Here is a 15,890-nt window from a genome sequence, read left to right as displayed (position 1 = left end):
TTTCAGACGTGCTCAACAACACCCTGTTCAACGGCAACAACGTGTTCAAGGTGATGACCAGCACCCCCGCCACCGATGGCAGCGACGATCTCACGCTCGATATCCAGGCCGGCGCCAACACCACCAACGTGGTCACGCTGCGCTCCAAGGCGTTCGACGGCCAGATCCTGTTCGGCTCGGGCGCATCGACCTATGATGCTACGTCCACCACCCAGGCGCTGGACGTGAGCGATTCAGCCAAGGCTTCGACCACGATGGACAACATTGACTCCGCCCTGGCGCAGGTGACGGCCGTGCGTGCCGAATTCGGTGCCGGTCAGAACCGTCTGCAATCGGTGGTCAACAACCTGACCGACAACGTCACCAACCTGTCCGATGCGCGCAGCCGCATTCTCGATACTGATTATTCTGCTGAAACCACCGCCATGGCCAAGGCGCAGATCCTGGCCCAGGCATCGACCGCGATGATCTCGCAGGCCAACCAGAACCAGCAGAATGTCCTGACGCTCCTGAAGTAAGTCCCCCATCCACACCCGCTTCGGGAGCCTCCACGGAAATGCGGTACAGCCCACCCCCGGGCTGTGCCGCATTTTCGCATGGAACCGCCGCATCAACCGCCCCAAATGCCTTGCCTTCGCGCGCGGCAGGCGCGAAAGGGCGGGAACCATGACCCAAACCGAACTCACCACCGCCGCCCAAGTGTCGAAGTCCTGGCCGTTCGAGGAAGCGCGCAAGCTGATCAAGCGCTACCCCGGCGGGAAACGCGACGGCGCGGGCGAGCTGGTGCCGGTGCTGTTCGAAACCGGCTATGGTCCCTCGGGCCTGCCGCACATCGGCACCTTCCAGGAAGTGTTGCGCACCACGCTGGTGCGCCGCGCCTATGAAGTGCTGACCGGTGGCCACCCCACGCGCCTGGTCGCCTTTTCCGACGACATGGATGGGCTGCGCAAGGTGCCCGACAACGTGCCCAACAAGGACCTCCTCACCGCGCACCTGCAGGAGCCGTTGAGCCGCATCCCCGATCCGTTCGGCAAGTACGAAAGCTTTGCCCACCATAACAACGCGATGCTGCGCGAATTCCTCGATCGCTTCAGCTTCGACTATGAATTCGTCTCGGGCGCCGAACGCTACAATTCGGGCGCTTTCGACGAAGCGCTCAAGAACGTGCTGCGCCATTTCGACGCGATCATGGGCATCATGCTGCCCACCCTGCGCGAGGAACGCCGCAAGACCTATTCGCCGGTCCTGCCGATCTCGCCCAGCAATGGCCAGGTGCTCCAGGTGCCGGTGGAAGTGGTCGATGCCGAAAGCGGCATGATCCGCTTTACCGACGTGACCGGCGAGGTGGTCGAGCAATCGATCCTGGGCGGCAAGTCCAAGCTACAGTGGAAGGTCGACTGGGCGATGCGCTGGGTGGCGCTGGGCGTCGATTACGAGATGTGCGGCAAGGACCTGACCGACAGCGTGACGCAATCGGGCCGCATCGCCCAGGTGCTCGGCGGCCGCCGCCCCGAAGGCCTGATCTACGAACTGTTCCTGGACGAGAAGGGCGAAAAGATCTCGAAGTCCAAGGGCAATGGCCTGACCATCGAGCAATGGCTCGATTACGGCAGCGAGGAATCCCTCGGCTTCTACCTGTTCCGCGAACCCAAGAGCGCCAAGTCGCTGCACGTGGGCATCATCCCGCGCGCGGTCGATGAATACTGGCAGTTCCGCGAAAAGCTGGCCAGCCAGCCGGTGGAGCAGCAACTGGGCAACCCGGTGTGGCACCTGCTGCGCACCAATGGCGAACAATCTGGCGCGGGCGACAAGCTGCCGGTGACTTATGGCCTGCTGCTCAACCTCGTCGGCGTGCTGGGCGCCCATGCCACGCGCGAACAGGTGTGGTCATACCTTGCCAACTATGTCGACAATGCCGATCCGGCCGCCCATCCCGCGCTCGACGCGCTGGTGACGCGGGCGCTGGCTTACAACCGGGATTTCATCGCGCCCACGCTGGTGCGGCGCAAGCCCGAGGCTGGCGAGGCAGTGGCGCTGGCCGCCCTCGACGAAGAACTCGCCGCGACGAGCGACGATGCCACGGCCGAGGAATTGCAGAATATCGTCTATGAAATCGGCAAGGACCCGCACTACGGCTTCGAAACCCTGCGTGACTGGTTCAAGGCGCTGTATGAGACGCTGCTGGGCTCTGCCCAGGGCCCGCGCATGGGCAGCTTCATCGCGCTGTATGGTGTAGGCAATACGCGCAAGTTGATTGCTGAGGCACTGGCAGAGGGCTGACACGCCCTCCCCCAGCCCCTCCCGCAAGCGGGAGGGGAGATAGCTGTGTCCCCCTCCCGCTTGCGGGAGGGGGCCAGGGGGAGGGAATGTTATCCCGCCCCCAACAGCATTACGGCATCAGCACGGCATTGATCACGTGCACCACGCCGTTGGACTGCGGCACATCGGCGATCGTCACCGTGGCCTTGCCGCCCTTGGCGTCGGTCAGGACGACATTGCTGCCATCGAGCATGGCGGTCAGCGGTTCGCCTTCCACCGTGGTCAGCGTGGCGGTGCCGCCGCCGGCCTTGATCTTGGCGATCAGGTCAGCCGCAGTCACCTTGCCGGCCACCACGTGGTAGGTGAGGATCTGGGTTAGCTGCGCCTTGTTTTCAGGCTTGAGCAGCGTGTCCACGGTGCCTGCCGGCAGCGCGGCAAAGGCTTCGTTGGTCGGCGCGAACACGGTGAACGGACCCTTGCCGTTCAGCGTGTCGACCAGGCCGGCGGCCTTGACGGCGGCGACCAGCGTGGTGTGATCGGACGACTTCGACGCATTTTCAACGATCGTCTTGGTGCCAACCATCGCGGCGCCACCGACCATCTTCGAAGCGGCGGCCTGGGCGGCGGGGGTGAGCGCGAGCGCCAGGCCGGCAGCGGCCAGCGACGCATAGAACTTGCCTTTCAGCATGGGAAACTCTCCACTCGGCATCATTGCCGCCGTTCGAACCAGATCAAACAGGCAGAGTTCCAGCGCATGCCCCTGCCCACAAGGGCAACGCGGCGCAAACAAATGAAACGAAGCAGATTTTTAGGGAAAGGCCGCCTTTCCCTTTCGGGCGACGCACGGCAGGTGGCGCGGCATCCGCTGTGCCCGGCCGGGTCAGTCGTCGTCCAGCGCCGCCGCCAGACCGCTGCGGATCTGTTCCAGATGCACGCGCAGCCGCGCCACCGCGGCAACCAGTTCGGTTTCCAACGCGGGGCTGTCCGTGCCCATGGGCGCGGTTTCCCGATCCGCTGCCAGCGGTGCAGAGACCGGGCCCTGGTCGGCCTTGTCCAACGCCACAGGCGCGTTGACGCGCAGGTCACCGTCCAGTGCCTGGCGGGCGCCGCGAATGGTATAGCCTTCGTGATTGAGCAGGCGGTCGATCGTGGCCACGAGCGCCACGTCTTCGGCCCGGTAATAGCGCCGGTTACCGGCGCGCGTCAGCGGGCGCAGCATCGGAAACTGCTCTTCCCAATAGCGCAGGACATGCGGCTTCACGCCCAGGAGCCGGGCCACCTCTCCGATCGTGCGCAAGGCATCGGGCGCCTTGCCATCATCAATCACACTTTCGGGAGAAACGAGATGGCCCTTATCCGTCATGTATCCATTCTATCAGGAACCGTCGCTGATGCGATCCTTCAGCATCTGGCTGGCGCGGAAGGTGAGCACGCGCCGTGGCGTGATCGGCACTTCCACCCCGGTCTTGGGGTTACGCCCGATGCGTTCGGCCTTGTCCCGCAACAGGAACGTACCGAAACCGGAAATCTTAACATTCTCGCCTTCGGACAGTGCACCACTCATGTGCTGCAATATGGCCTCGACCATTTCGAGCGAATCCGCCCGTGAAAGACCGACCCGACGATTGATGCTCTCGGCCAGATCGGCCCGTGTCAGCGTACCAACAGAACGCATGGTTGTTTTACCCCCCGGTAAAAAAATCCCTTCCCGTCCCATACAATAGCGCGTTTTGCAGGACAGGCAATGCACTCCATTCCGTCAAAGCCCTGATGGATTTTCTGCGCAGCAAAAATCCAGCGATGATCGGACTGTTTCAGATCGTTTCAGGCATCCCCATGCTCCAAAACGGTCGTGAAATCACTTGGCACCACAGTGGCGCGAATCACATGCGGGCGATGCACGCCCCCCAGGTAAACCCGCCGCCCATCGCTTCGAACACCACCAGGTGCCCCTTGGTGATGCGCCCGTCGCGCACGGCGGTGTCAAACGCCAGTGGCACCGAAGCGGCGCTGGTATTGGCGTGCTGGTCCACCGTCACCACCACCTTTTCCGCCGGCAGACCGAGCTTACGCGCGGTGGCATCGAGAATGCGGTAGTTGGCCTGATGCGGCACCACCCAATCGATATCGGCAGAAACATGGCCGGTGTCGGTCAGCACTTCCTGCAGTACCGAGGCGAGATTGGTGACGGCGTGGCGGAACACCTCGCGCCCCTTCATCCGCAGCTTGCCCACCGTGCCCGTGGTAGAGGCACCACCATCGACATAGAGTAGCTGGTTGTGGGCGCCATCGGCATGGAGGCGGGTGGCCAGAACGCCCGGCGCCGCCGCGTCAGCCGGATCGACTTCGCGCGCTTCGAGCACCATGGCGCCGGCGCCATCGCCAAACAGCACGCAGGTGGTGCGGTCTTCCCAATCGAGAATGCGGCTGAAGGTTTCCGCGCCAATCACCAGGGCGCGGCGCGCCATGCCGGTGCGCAGCATGGCATCGGCCGTACCCATCGCATAGAGAAAGCCCGAGCAGACCGCCGCGACGTCAAATGCCATGCCGCCATTGCAGCCCAGCGCCTGCTGCACGATCGTGGCCGTGGCGGGAAAGGTCTGATCCGGTGTGGCCGTGGCCAGCACGATCAGGTCGATGCTGGCAGGTTCGATCCCCGCAGCCTCGATCGCGCGGCGCGCGGCGAGGATGGCGAGCGAGGACGTGGTTTCGCCCTCCCCCGCGATATAGCGATTGCGAATGCCCGTGCGCTCCACGATCCATTCGTCGGTGGTATCCACCATCTGCGCCATTTCAGCATTGGAAACGGCACGTTGCGGCAGAGCGGAACCGCTGCCGGTAATAACCGAGCGCAGAGTCACAGCGCGGTTTCACCTTCCGTGTTGGCCGCACGGCGTCGGGCCGGCTGGCGAATCGTATCGGGGTCCACCGCAGCCACGTCGGCCGCGATGCGCTCGATCAGGTTTTCCTCCAGGAGGCGCGCGGTCACGGCGACGGCATTGGCCACCCCCATGGCCGATGCGCTGCCATGGCTTTTCACCACCACGCCATTCAGGCCGAGGAACACCGCCCCGTTGTGGTTGTTGGGATCGAGATGATGCTTGAGCGTTTCGGTCGCCGGTCGCGAGATCAGGAAGCCCAGCTTGGACCGCAGCGACGAGGCGAAGCTGCGACGCAGCAGATCGCCCACAAAGCGGGCGGCGCCTTCCATCGCTTTCAACGCGATGTTGCCGGAAAAACCATCGGTCACCACGACATCGAAATCGCCGCGCGAGACCTTGTCCGCCTCGGCAAAGCCATCGAACGTCAGCGCGAGCGAGGCAGCGGCCTGCTTGAGCAGGGCGGCGGCATCGCGCAGGTTTTCGGTGCCCTTGGTTTCTTCGGTGCCGATGTTGAGCAGGCGCACGCGCGGGCTGTCGAGCCCGTGGACGATGCGCGCATAGGCTGCGCCCATGATGGCGAACTGGAACAGATTGCGGGCATCGCAATCGGTGTTCGCGCCCAGGTCGAGCATGATGACATCGTGCGTGCCCAGCGTGGGCAGGAGGGCAGCCAGTGCCGGGCGATCGATGCCAGGCATGGTGCGCAGCGCCAACTTGGCCATGGCCATGAGCGCGCCGGTATTGCCGCTGCTCACCGCAGCGCCAGCCTCGCCACGCTTCACCGCATCGATGGCCAATCCCATCGACGTGGTGCGTGCGCGGCGCAGGGCTTGGGTGGGCCGTTCATCGCCGGCCACCGCTTCGGGCGCGTGGAGAATTTCCGACGCGCTGCGAAGGTTGGGATGATGGTCAAGGGCTTGAGCGATCTTCACCTCGTCCCCGACCAGCAGGAACTTGAAGCGATCGTGGCGCCGACGCGCAAGCGCGGCGCCTTCGATCATCACGCGCACGCCTTCGTCGCCGCCCATCGCATCGACGGCGATTCTGGGCAGGCTCATGATCCGATCATCCCTCCGTCAGATCGGCTCAGGCGCCGACGGCGATGATTTCGCGACCGTTGTAGTGACCGCAAGCGTTGCACAGCATGTGCGGGCGCTTGAGTTCACCGCAGTTCGAGCATTCGTGGAATGCTTCTGCCTTCAGCGCATCGTGGCTGCGGCGCATGCCCCGGCGGGACGGGGAGGTCTTTCTTTTTGGGACGGCCATTTCGGCACCTGTTCCTGAAAATTACAACGATTGCGGGCGCGATAGGGAAAACCGTGCCACCGCACAACCCCGCATCTCACGACGAAGGGTTCATACGGCTTCCGTTCTGGATTAGAGCGGGTGGACCGGCATCGCCTATCACGGGCGAAGGCCGCGCCTATACGGATTTTCTGGTGCTTTGCAAGCATGGCCTCGTCGCAAAGGCGGCATTTGGCCCATGCACCGGCGCAGAAAACCTGGGCAGAACATGCGAGAGGGGAAAATACACGATGCCGATCATCCTGCCCATCACCCTGGTTTCCGCCGGGGCGGCGGCGATTCTCAATTTCTGGCTGATGGTGCGCATCGGCATGGTGCGGCGCGAGGCCAAGATCGCGCTGGGCGATGGTGGCCATCCGCCGCTGGTCGCGCGCATGCGCGCCCAGGCCAACTTCATCGAAAGCGCCCCGATCGTGCTGGTCCTGTCGGGCCTGGTGGAACTGGCGCGGCCGGGCAGCCCGTGGCTGCTCGGCGTCATGGGCATCTATATGCTGGGCCGCGTTGCCCATGGCGTGGGCATGGATGGCAAGCAGCCTTCGCGCCTGCGCATGATCGGCACGCTGACCACGATTCTCGCGCTGCTTGGCCTTGCCGTCTGGGCGATTTCCATCGCGGCCGACGCCTGAAAAACCTGCGGGCCTGATTCGCCACGAATCAGGCCCGCTTCGCTCAGGCGAGCGCGGCATCCCCCACCCAGGGATTGGTCGCACGTTCCTGGCCAAACGTGCTGCGCGGGCCGTGCCCTGGATTGAACATCACGTCATCGCCCAGCGGCCACAGCCGCCCGGTGATCGAGGCGACCAGATCGTCAAAGTTGCCGAGCGGGAAATCCCAGCGGCCGATGCCACCCTGGAACAGCACATCGCCCACCACGGCAAAGCGCGAGGGCTCGTGGAAAAACACCACGTGGCCCGGCGTGTGCCCCGGGCAATGCAGCACATCGAGCGTCAGATTGCCCACCGTGACCGTATCGCCTTGGTCGAGCCAGCGCGTCGGCGTGAAGATTTCCGCCGGCACGCCCCAGCGGCCGCTATCCTCGGCCAGCTTGGCGATCCAGAACAGGTCCGCCTCGTGCGGCCCTTCGATCGGCACGCCGAGGTCGCGCGCCAGCTGCGCCGCGCCGCCGCAATGATCGAGGTGGCCATGGGTGATCAGCAGCTTTTCCACCGTGACGCCAGCCTTGGCCACCAGGGCCTTGATCCGGTCGAGATCACCCCCCGGATCGATCACCGCCGCCTTCATCGTGGCCGTGCACCACAACAGCGTGCAGTTCTGCTGCAACGGCGTAACGGGCAAAATCGCCACTTGCATGGGCGGCACGGTGCTGGATGGGGTCTGACTCATGCCCCTGAAATGGCCAGCGCGCCGGCAAATGGCAAGCCGTTGGCGCGCCGCACCTTCAGATCTTGCCGCCCTTCCATACCACGCGGCCGACCACGTCGACATCGGCCATGGGGCGTTCCATGCGGGGATAGGCGGGGTTGTCGCTGATCACGCGGATCATGCCCGCCGCGCCCGCTTCCAATCGCTTGACCAGCAGCACATCGTCCACGCGGATCACGTGGATGCCGGCGCGCAACGGGCGCGGGGTGCGGTCGACCAGGATTTCGTCGCTGTCGCGCAGCGTCGGCTCCATCGAGTCGCCTTCCACCTCGATCACGCTGAGCATGGCCGGATCGAGGCCCTGCGCCTTGAGCCAGCGGCTGGAAAAGCGCAGCCGGCCGACCGGCACTTCATCGGCCGTCAGCGCCCCTGGCCCGGCCGAAGCGCCCAGCGCCAGGCGGGGAATATCGGCCCATTCGGCCTGGGTTCGCGGCGTGGAAAGACCGACGCCATCCTGCCGCAGTGCCGCGGGCACATGCACCGCCGGATCGGGCGCGCCCAGTTCCGCCTCGTCCACGCCAAAGAACCGCGCCAGGGTGCCACGGTCGATCTCCTCCAGCTTGCGCGGCGAGCCCTTGCGCACGAATTGCTGGAGATAGCTGGCATTGCGCCCGATCAGCCCAGACAGCGCCGAGAGCGAAACCCCCCGCGCGGCAGCCAGTTCGACCAGCCGCGCCCGCGCCGGATCGAGCGGTTCACCGCCACCTTTGCCTATCGCGCCAGCGCTTTCGACAGATTCCAGAGACTTCGCCATGGTGCGTCCAAACTCGAAGGATTTTTCCTAGACACTAGGTCTATCCCGCAGTTTATAGGATTTTTATCGGGATTTGTCCACAGGACTGCACCGGAATCCGAGGAAATTTCATGTCGCGATTCAACCCATGTCCTTAACCATTCAGACCAGCCGGCATGGCCGCGACAGTGGCAAAAGCGCCAAAGAACATTTCATGAACATATTGGGTTTTCAACACAAAGGATTGCTTCCCATGCTGCGCAATCACGATGCTTTCAGCCCCAGCAATGCCCCTCGCCCGCGCCGAGTCGCGGCAGGCTTGGCGCCCCGCGTGGTGCGCAGCGTGCTGGCGCTGGCCGGGCGCAGCGCACAACTCATCGACCACCGCGAACGACCCTGGGCCAGCGTCACCTTTTCCGGCGCGCGCCATACCGTGATCCTGCGCTACACCGGGTGGGAAGCGTGCGACGATGGCGAGGCGCTGATTGCCGCCCTGCCCGACCATGAATTCACCGTGCCCGGCGCGGTGGTGGCCGATGTGACCGTGGTGCGCACCGACGAGGCCATGCTGCCGCAGCGCACGCTGGAGGTGGAGCTGGAACTGCTGCTGCTCGATCAGGGGTGATTGGTGTGGCGCGCGCGGGCTTCGACAGGCTCAGCCCGAACGGGGTGGAAACACGGGATTTTCTCTCCTCCTCTTCAGAGGAGGGGTTGGGGGTGGTGCGAAGCCTTGCGCTGGGCATCCACCACCCCCCAACCCCCTCCTCTAAAGAGGATGGGGAGAAAAATCACCCCAGCCGCCAGTCCCAGCCGAGCGGGTCGCCGTCCATCACGTCCACGCCCTCGGCCGCCAGTTCGTCGCGCAAGGCGTCGCTGCGGGCAAAGTCCTTGGCGGCGCGGGCTTCCTGGCGGGCGGCGATGCGCTGGGCGATCTCGTCCTCGGTGATCGTGGCCGCCTTGGGGCGCAGGCGCAGGGCGGTGCGATCGAGCGTGAGCAGGTTGAGGCCCAGCACCGCGTCAAACGCGGTGATCGCCGCCAGCTTGAGCGCCGGATCGATCTTCTTGAGCGCCACCGCCTCGTCGAGCACGGTCAGCGCCACGGCGGTATTGAGATCCTCGCTGACCGCTGCGTCGAAGCGCTCCACCAGCGGCGCCAGCTTGGCATGGCTGCGCCAGGCGCTGGTATCGACGCCTTCTTCCGCACGCTCTTTGAGTTGAGCCACGGCCATGACCATGCGCTTCAACCGGGTGAGCGCCGCGCCCAGCCCTTCCCAGGAAAACTCCAGCTCGCTGCGATAATGTGCCGACAGGCACATCAGGCGATAGGCGAGCGGGTGATAGCCCCGGTCGATCAAGAGTTGCAGGCGCAGGAACTCGCCGGAAGACTTGCTCATCTTGCCAGAGCGTTCGACCAGGAAATTGTTGTGCATCCACATGCGCGCGCCGGAATTGGCCGGGTCAGCCAGGCTGCCGGCGCAGCAGAACGCCTGGTTTTGCGCGATTTCGTTGGGGTGGTGGATCTCGCGGTGGTCGATCCCGCCGGTGTGGATGTCGAACGGAAAGCCCAGCAGCTTGCCCGACATGACCGAGCATTCCAGGTGCCAGCCCGGCGCACCGCGGCCCCAGGGGCTGTCCCACTCCATCTGGCGCGTCTCGCCCGGCGGGGTCTTGCGCCAGATCGCGAAGTCGGCCTGGTGGCGCTTGCCCTCCACCTGCTCGATCCGCCCTTCGCCCTCGTCGGTCGCGGCGCGGGCGAGCTTGCCATAGTCGGCCACGGTGGAGACATCAAAATAGAGGCCGCCGGGCAACTCGTAGCAGTGCTTGTCGGCAATGCTCTGGGCGAACTCGATCATCGCCGGCACATAATCGGTGGCGATCGACCAGTGCGCCGGCTGGCGAATGCCCAGCGCGTCGATATCCGCCCAATAGGCCTGGGTATAGTGGCGCGCGATGTCCCAGATCGATTGCGCATTGGCCCGCGCGGCCTTTTCCAGCTTGTCTTCGCCGGCGTCGGCATCGTCGGTCAGGTGGCCCACGTCGGTGATGTTGATGACGTGGGTGAGCGCATAGCCCTTCCACGACAGCGTGCGGCCCAGCACATCGGCAAAGACATAGGCGCGCATGTTGCCGATGTGGGGATAGTTATAGACCGTCGGCCCGCAGGAATAGACCCGCGCTTCGCCAGGATGGACCGGCACGAACGGTTCGAGCGCGCGGGTAAGGCTGTTGAACAGCATGAGCGGGGCGGATTGGTCGGTCATGCCGCGCGCTTTGCCCCGCGCGGGGGTGTGCGGTCAAGGTTGGGGTGGTGAACCATTCCTCTCCCCATCCTCTTCAGAGGAGGGGGTCGGGGGGGGGTGGATGCCCGGCGCCAGGGTCCGCACCACCCGCAACCCCCTCCTCTAAAGAGGATGGGGCTTTACACCCTGCTAAACCCGTTCGGGCTGAGCCTGTCGAAGCCCCGTTCCTACCGAACGCTCAATCCACCTCGAACAGGTCGGCCAGCTGTTCCACGATCGTGCCGCCCAGTTGCTCCACGTCCATGATCGTCACGGCGCGGCGGTAATAGCGGGTCACGTCATGGCCGATGCCGATGGCGACCAGTTGTACCGGGCTCTGCTTTTCGATCCAGTCGATCACCCGGCGCAGGTGCTGTTCCAGATAGCCGGCGTGGTTGACCGACAGCGTGCTGTCATCCACCGGCGCGCCATCGGAAATCACCATCAGGATGCGGCGATCCTCTTGCCGGGCGAGCATGCGGGTGTGCGCCCAGAGCAGCGCCTCGCCGTCGATGTTTTCCTTGAGCAGGCCTTCGCGCATCATCAGGCCCAGGTTCTTGCGCGCGCGGCGCCAGGGCTCGTCAGCCTTCTTGTAAACAATGTGGCGCAAGTCGTTGAGACGGCCGGGATGCGCCGGCTTGCCACCGGCCAGCCACGCCTCGCGCGATTGGCCGCCCTTCCAGGCGCGAGTGGTAAAGCCGAGCACTTCAGTCTTCACCCCGCAGCGTTCCAGCGTGCGCGCCAGGATATCGGCGCTGATCGCCGCGATGGAGATCGGCCGCCCGCGCATCGAGCCGGAATTGTCGATCAGCAAGGTCACGACGGTGTCCTTGAACTCGACTTCGCGCTCGATCTTGTATGACAGCGAATGGCCCGGCGCGATCACCACGCGGGCCAGCCGCGCGGCATCGAGCAGGCCTTCCTCCTGGTCGAAATCCCAGCTGCGGTTCTGCGCGGCCATCAGGCGGCGCTGCAGGCGGTTGGCCAGCCGCGTCACCACGCTTTGCAGGCCCTTCATCTGGTTGTCGAGGTAGGCGCGCAGGCGCGTCAGCTCTTCCTCGTCGCACAGGTCGGTAGCGGCGATCACCTCGTCGAAACGGGTGGTATAGGTCTTGTAGTCGAAATCCTCGGGCAGGTCGGTCCACGGACGGTTGGGCCGGGTGGGCAGCATGCCTTCCTCGCCCTCGTCAGCCATGTCGGCATCGGCGGCATCATCGGGGCGATCGGCCTCTTCCTGCTGATCGCCATCGCCTTCCCCGTCAGAGGTATCGCCGGCCTGCTCGACCGGTTGCTGGTCATCCGCGCTGGACTCGGACTCTTCGGGCTTTTCGGTGCCGTCGTCCTGTTCGTCCTCGCTGTCTTCGTCCTCGTTCTCGTTCTGCTCGGGCGCAGCGGCCTGGGTGAGATCGAGATGGCCGAGCATCGAGAGCGCCAGCTTCTGGAACGCCTTCTGGTCTTCCAGGCTGCCGGCAAGGCTTGCCATGTCGTCGCCGGCCTTGGCCTCGATCCAGCTGCGCACCATGTCGGTGCCAAGCTTGGCCAGCGCCGGGATTGGCGCGCCGGTAAGCTTTTCGCGCAGCAGCAACGAAAGCGCGGTGGGCAGCGGCACTTCTTCGGGCTTGGTCGCGCGGCTGATCGGATCGGCGCTGACCCGCTGCGCGGTCACGGCATCGAGATTGCCGCGCATGCCCTGATATCCGTCAGAGCCGAGCACTTCGTAGCGCACCCGCTCCACCGCGTCATAACAGGCGCGGGCGAGCATTTCCGCCGGCGCGCCGGCATTGTGCAGCGCATCGTTGTGATAGCGCAGGCGCAGCGCCATGGAATCGGCGGCGCCACGCGCCTGGGCCACCTGCTCTGCCGGCAAGGCGCGGCCGGGCATGGGCACGCGCATCAGCTTGCCGGTCTGGCTGGCCTGGTCCGATGTCCATGCCACTTCCACTTCGGGCTGTTCCGCCAAGGCGCGGGACGTGCCGGTGAGAACGGAGCGGAAGGTATCGAGCGGGGATTCGGCAGCCAAGAATCAATCCAGTTTTGCAAATCGCGCCCCGGCCACAGAAACCGGGGCGCGTGTCTTCATCAACCGATAGATTGGCCGGTCTTGGCCCAATCCGCAAGGAACCCTTCGATGCCCTTTTCGGTCAGGACATGCTTGAACAGGCCCTTGATCACCGCCGGCGGTGCGGTGATCACGTCGGCGCCGATGCGCGCGCTTTCCAGAATGTGGATGCCATGGCGGATCGAGGCGACGAGGATTTCGGTCTCGTAGGCATAGTTGTCATAGATCAGGCGGATGTCGCGGATCAGGTCCATGCCGTCAAAGCCGTTGTCATCGTGGCGGCCGACGAAGGGCGAGACGAACGTCGCGCCGGCCTTGGCCGCAAGCAGCGCCTGGTTGGCCGAGAAGCACAGCGTGACGTTGACCATCGTGCCATCGGCGGTCAGCTTCTTGCAGGTCTTGAGGCCGTCGATCGTCAGCGGCACCTTGATGCACACGTTGTCGGCGATCTTGCGCAGGATTTCGGCCTCGCGCATCATCCCGGCGTGATCGAGCGCGACCACTTCGGCCGAAACCGGCCCGTGCGTGAGGTGGCAGATTTCCTTGGTCACCTCGATGAAGTCGCGGCCCGACTTGGCGATCAGGCTGGGGTTGGTGGTCACGCCATCGAGAAGCCCGGTGGCGGCCAGATCGGCGATTTCGGCGGTATCGGCCGTGTCGACAAAGAACTTCATGAGGGATTGTCCTGCGCAAGGGTTATGATTTGATAATGGCGTTAACACCATAACGGCGAATCTGGCGCGGGCTATAGGGCAGCCCCATCGCGCTGTCAGGCCTGCTTGTGCGCCATACCCCGATCAACGTTGGCGCAAAGGCCGCGTTCCCCATTTGCCCCATGCGCCCGGCTGCCTATATGCACGGGGTGATGAGCCAGCCCCCGCCGCGCAGCCAATCCCGCCGCATCCGTTGCGTGGTGTTCAACGCCGCGCTGGGGCCGCTCGACTACAAGGTGCCCGCACATCTCGATGTGGTGCCGGGCCAGGTGGTGGTCTGCCCGCTGGGGCCGCGCCAGATTCTGGGCGTGGTATGGGAAGAAGACCGCCTGCCCAGTGCCGACGTGCCCGAACACAAGCTGCGCCCGATCCTGGGCGTGGTGCCGGTGCCGCCGCTCGGCGCGCCGCTGCGCCGCCTGATCGAATGGTGCGCCGATTACTACATGGCCCCGCTTTCGGCCGTGGCGCGCATGGCGCTGTCGAGCACGGCGGCGCTGCAAGGCGGCAGCACAGTTACCGAATATCGCCTGTCCGGGCGCGAGCCGGGCCGGCTGACACCGCAACGCGCGCAGGCGATGGACCTGTTGATCGACCAGCAGGCGACGATCCGCGAACTTGCCGAAATTGCCGAGGTTTCCGACGGGGTGCTGCGCGGCATGGTCAATGCCGGCCTGCTCGAACCCGTCACGGTCGATGCCGACCGGCCCTACCCCGCCGCCGATCCGCGCCATGCCGTGCCGGAATTGACCCCCACCCAGGCGCAGGTCGCCGGGCGGCTGGTAGAGGCCGTGGCGGCGCGGCGTTTCGTCACGTTCCTGCTCGACGGGGTGACCGGATCGGGCAAGACCGAGACTTATGCCGAGGCGATTGCCGCCGCGCTGGAACAGGGGCGCCAGGTGCTGGTGCTGCTGCCCGAAATCGCGCTGACGCAAAGTTTCCTCGCCCGGTTCGAGGCGCGCTTTGGCGTGGAGCCGGTCACCTGGCATTCCTCGCTCAAATCGTCGGAACGGCGCCGGGCCTGGCGGGCGGTGGCGCAGGGGCGCGCGCAAGTGGTAGTGGGCGCGCGGTCGGCACTGTTCCTGCCCTTTGCCGCGCTGGGCCTGATCGTGGTGGACGAAGCCCACGAGATCTCGTTCAAGCAGGACGACGGCGTGCGCTACAACGCGCGCGATGTGGCGGTGATGCGCGGCTATTTCGAAAGCATCCCGGTGGTGCTGGCCAGCGCCACCCCCGCGCTGGAAAGCCTGCATATGGCCGCGAGCGGGCGCTATGAACGGCTGGTGTTGCCCAGCCGCTTTGGCGGCGCCGGCCTGCCCGATATCCGCATTCTCGACTTGCGCGAACAAGCGCCGGAGCGCGGCCACTGGCTGGCCCCGCCGCTGGTGGAGGGCCTGCGCGAGCGGCTGGCCAAGGGTGAGCAGAGCCTGCTGTTTCTCAACCGGCGCGGCTATGCCCCGCTGACGCTGTGCCGCACCTGCGGCTATCGCTTCCAGTGCCCCAATTGCTCGGCGTGGCTGGTCGAACACCGCCTGTCGCAGCGCCTCGCCTGCCATCATTGCGGCCACGAGGTGCCAACGCCCCGCGCCTGCCCCGAATGCGGCGAGCCCGATTGCCTGGTCGCCTGCGGCCCGGGGGTGGAGCGCATTGCCGACGAAGTGGCCACGATCCTGCCCGAGGCGCGCGTGGCGCTTGTCACTTCGGACACGTTGACGAGTGCGGCCAAGGCGGCCGAATTCGTGGCCCAGGCAGAGAACAAGGCCATCGACGTGATCGTGGGAACGCAACTGGTAACAAAGGGCTATCACTTCCCCGACCTAACCCTGGTGGGGGTGGTCGATGCCGACATGGGCCTGGAAGGCGGCGACTTGCGCGCCGCCGAGCGCACCTATCAACAGGTGGCGCAGGTTGCCGGCCGCGCTGGCCGGGGGGAAAAGCCCGGTGAAGTGCTGATCCAGACGCGCCACCCCGATGCCCCGGTGATCGCCGCGCTGGCCAGTGGCGATCGCGACGCGTTCTATGCGGCCGAGACAGAGGCCCGGCGCGAAGCCCACGCCCCGCCGTTCGGCCGCTGGGCCGCGATCATCGTGTCGAGCGAGGACGAGGCCGAAGCGCGCGATGCCGCCCGCGCCATTGGCGGCACCGCGCCGCGCCTTGACGATGTGATGATCCTTGGCCCCGCGCCCGCCCCGCTTTCGCTGCTGCGCGGGCGTTATCGCTATCGCCTGCTGGTCAATGCCCGCCGATCGAGCGAGGTGCAGAAAGTGATCCGCCAGTGGC

16 protein-coding genes are annotated in these 15,890 nt (G+C 65.4%); 5 read left to right on the top strand and 11 right to left on the bottom strand.

Translation table 11 applies throughout. The features are described 5' to 3' along the window. Both H926_RS34725 and H926_RS0113790 read left to right on the top strand, forming a co-directional pair. A partial coding sequence (locus tag H926_RS34725; RefSeq protein ID WP_256380247.1) for a flagellin occupies window positions 1-518 on the top strand: 518 nt, incomplete at its 5' end. Window positions 519-666: 148 nt separating this feature from the next. Beyond that, window positions 667-2,280 carry a lysine--tRNA ligase gene (locus H926_RS0113790; RefSeq protein WP_022676837.1) on the top strand — a complete coding sequence of 538 codons (1,614 nt, stop codon included), beginning with the start codon at window positions 667-669 and terminating at the stop codon, window positions 2,278-2,280. A 109-nt stretch (window positions 2,281-2,389) separates the two neighbouring features. On the opposite strand, the gene H926_RS0113785 is transcribed toward H926_RS0113790, so the two are convergent. From H926_RS0113785 to rpmF, 6 genes are all read right to left on the bottom strand, one after another. Further along, window positions 2,390-2,947, bottom strand: a complete 558-nt coding sequence (locus tag H926_RS0113785) for a fasciclin domain-containing protein (RefSeq protein WP_022676836.1) — start codon at window positions 2,945-2,947, stop codon at window positions 2,390-2,392. Window positions 2,948-3,139: 192 nt separating this feature from the next. Next, on the bottom strand, window positions 3,140-3,622 hold the full coding sequence (locus tag H926_RS0113780; protein WP_022676835.1) for a MerR family transcriptional regulator: 483 nt from the start codon (window positions 3,620-3,622) through the stop codon (window positions 3,140-3,142). Window positions 3,623-3,634: 12 nt separating this feature from the next. Further along, window positions 3,635-3,934 (bottom strand): integration host factor subunit alpha, encoded by a 300-nt coding sequence (locus tag H926_RS0113775; protein ID WP_022676834.1) that lies wholly within the window; start codon window positions 3,932-3,934, stop codon window positions 3,635-3,637. Window positions 3,935-4,142: 208 nt separating this feature from the next. After that, a complete protein-coding gene (locus H926_RS0113770) occupies window positions 4,143-5,120 on the bottom strand; it encodes a beta-ketoacyl-ACP synthase III (protein ID WP_022676833.1) in 978 nt (325 codons plus the stop codon). Next, the gene (plsX, locus tag H926_RS0113765; RefSeq protein ID WP_022676832.1) at window positions 5,117-6,199 is read right to left on the bottom strand and encodes a phosphate acyltransferase PlsX; all 1,083 of its coding nucleotides are present in this window, start codon (window positions 6,197-6,199) and stop codon (window positions 5,117-5,119) included. Before plsX ends, H926_RS0113770 begins: the two co-directional genes overlap by 4 nt. Before the next feature lie 28 nt (window positions 6,200-6,227). After that, window positions 6,228-6,407, bottom strand: coding sequence for a 50S ribosomal protein L32 (rpmF, locus tag H926_RS0113760; protein ID WP_022676831.1), 180 nt, complete (start codon window positions 6,405-6,407; stop codon window positions 6,228-6,230). Window positions 6,408-6,676: 269 nt separating this feature from the next. On the opposite strand from rpmF, the gene H926_RS0113755 reads away from it, so the two are divergent. Further along, a complete protein-coding gene (locus H926_RS0113755) occupies window positions 6,677-7,072 on the top strand; it encodes an MAPEG family protein (RefSeq protein ID WP_022676830.1) in 396 nt (131 codons plus the stop codon). A gap of 43 nt (window positions 7,073-7,115) precedes the next feature. Here the strand turns inward: H926_RS0113755 and H926_RS0113750 are convergent, their stop codons facing one another. Continuing rightward, window positions 7,116-7,790, bottom strand: a complete 675-nt coding sequence (locus tag H926_RS0113750; RefSeq protein ID WP_022676829.1) for an MBL fold metallo-hydrolase — start codon at window positions 7,788-7,790, stop codon at window positions 7,116-7,118. A gap of 55 nt (window positions 7,791-7,845) precedes the next feature. Then, the gene (locus H926_RS0113745; RefSeq protein ID WP_022676828.1) at window positions 7,846-8,583 is read right to left on the bottom strand and encodes a S24 family peptidase; all 738 of its coding nucleotides are present in this window, start codon (window positions 8,581-8,583) and stop codon (window positions 7,846-7,848) included. Between the two features lie 232 nt (window positions 8,584-8,815). On the opposite strand from H926_RS0113745, the gene H926_RS0113740 reads away from it, so the two are divergent. Next, on the top strand, window positions 8,816-9,187 hold the full coding sequence (locus H926_RS0113740; protein ID WP_022676827.1) for a hypothetical protein: 372 nt from the start codon (window positions 8,816-8,818) through the stop codon (window positions 9,185-9,187). Window positions 9,188-9,350: 163 nt separating this feature from the next. On the opposite strand, the gene cysS is transcribed toward H926_RS0113740, so the two are convergent. The 3 genes from cysS to fsa all read right to left on the bottom strand — a co-directional run bounded on the left by cysS (window position 9,351) and on the right by fsa (window position 13,574). After that, entirely contained in the window at window positions 9,351-10,823 is a 1,473-nt protein-coding gene (gene cysS, locus H926_RS0113735) for a cysteine--tRNA ligase (RefSeq protein WP_022676826.1), read from the bottom strand. A gap of 217 nt (window positions 10,824-11,040) precedes the next feature. Continuing rightward, window positions 11,041-12,861 carry a cobaltochelatase subunit CobT gene (gene cobT, locus H926_RS0113730; RefSeq protein ID WP_022676825.1) on the bottom strand — a complete coding sequence of 607 codons (1,821 nt, stop codon included), beginning with the start codon at window positions 12,859-12,861 and terminating at the stop codon, window positions 11,041-11,043. Between the two features lie 59 nt (window positions 12,862-12,920). Next, window positions 12,921-13,574: a fructose-6-phosphate aldolase gene (fsa, locus tag H926_RS0113725; RefSeq protein WP_022676824.1), complete on the bottom strand. Its 654-nt coding sequence runs from the start codon at window positions 13,572-13,574 to the stop codon at window positions 12,921-12,923. A 191-nt stretch (window positions 13,575-13,765) separates the two neighbouring features. Here fsa and H926_RS27570 point away from each other — a divergent pair. Beyond that, window positions 13,766-15,890: primosomal protein N' (locus H926_RS27570; protein WP_237741039.1), on the top strand; the 2,125-nt coding region annotated here is incomplete at its 3' end.

The sequence above is a fragment of the Novosphingobium sp. B-7 genome (assembly GCF_000410615.1).
In the GTDB taxonomy this organism is placed as follows: Bacteria; Pseudomonadota; Alphaproteobacteria; order Sphingomonadales; family Sphingomonadaceae; genus Novosphingobium; species Novosphingobium capsulatum.
Note: the sequence above shows the minus strand (reverse complement) of the source record. Positions and strands in the feature narration are given on the sequence as shown.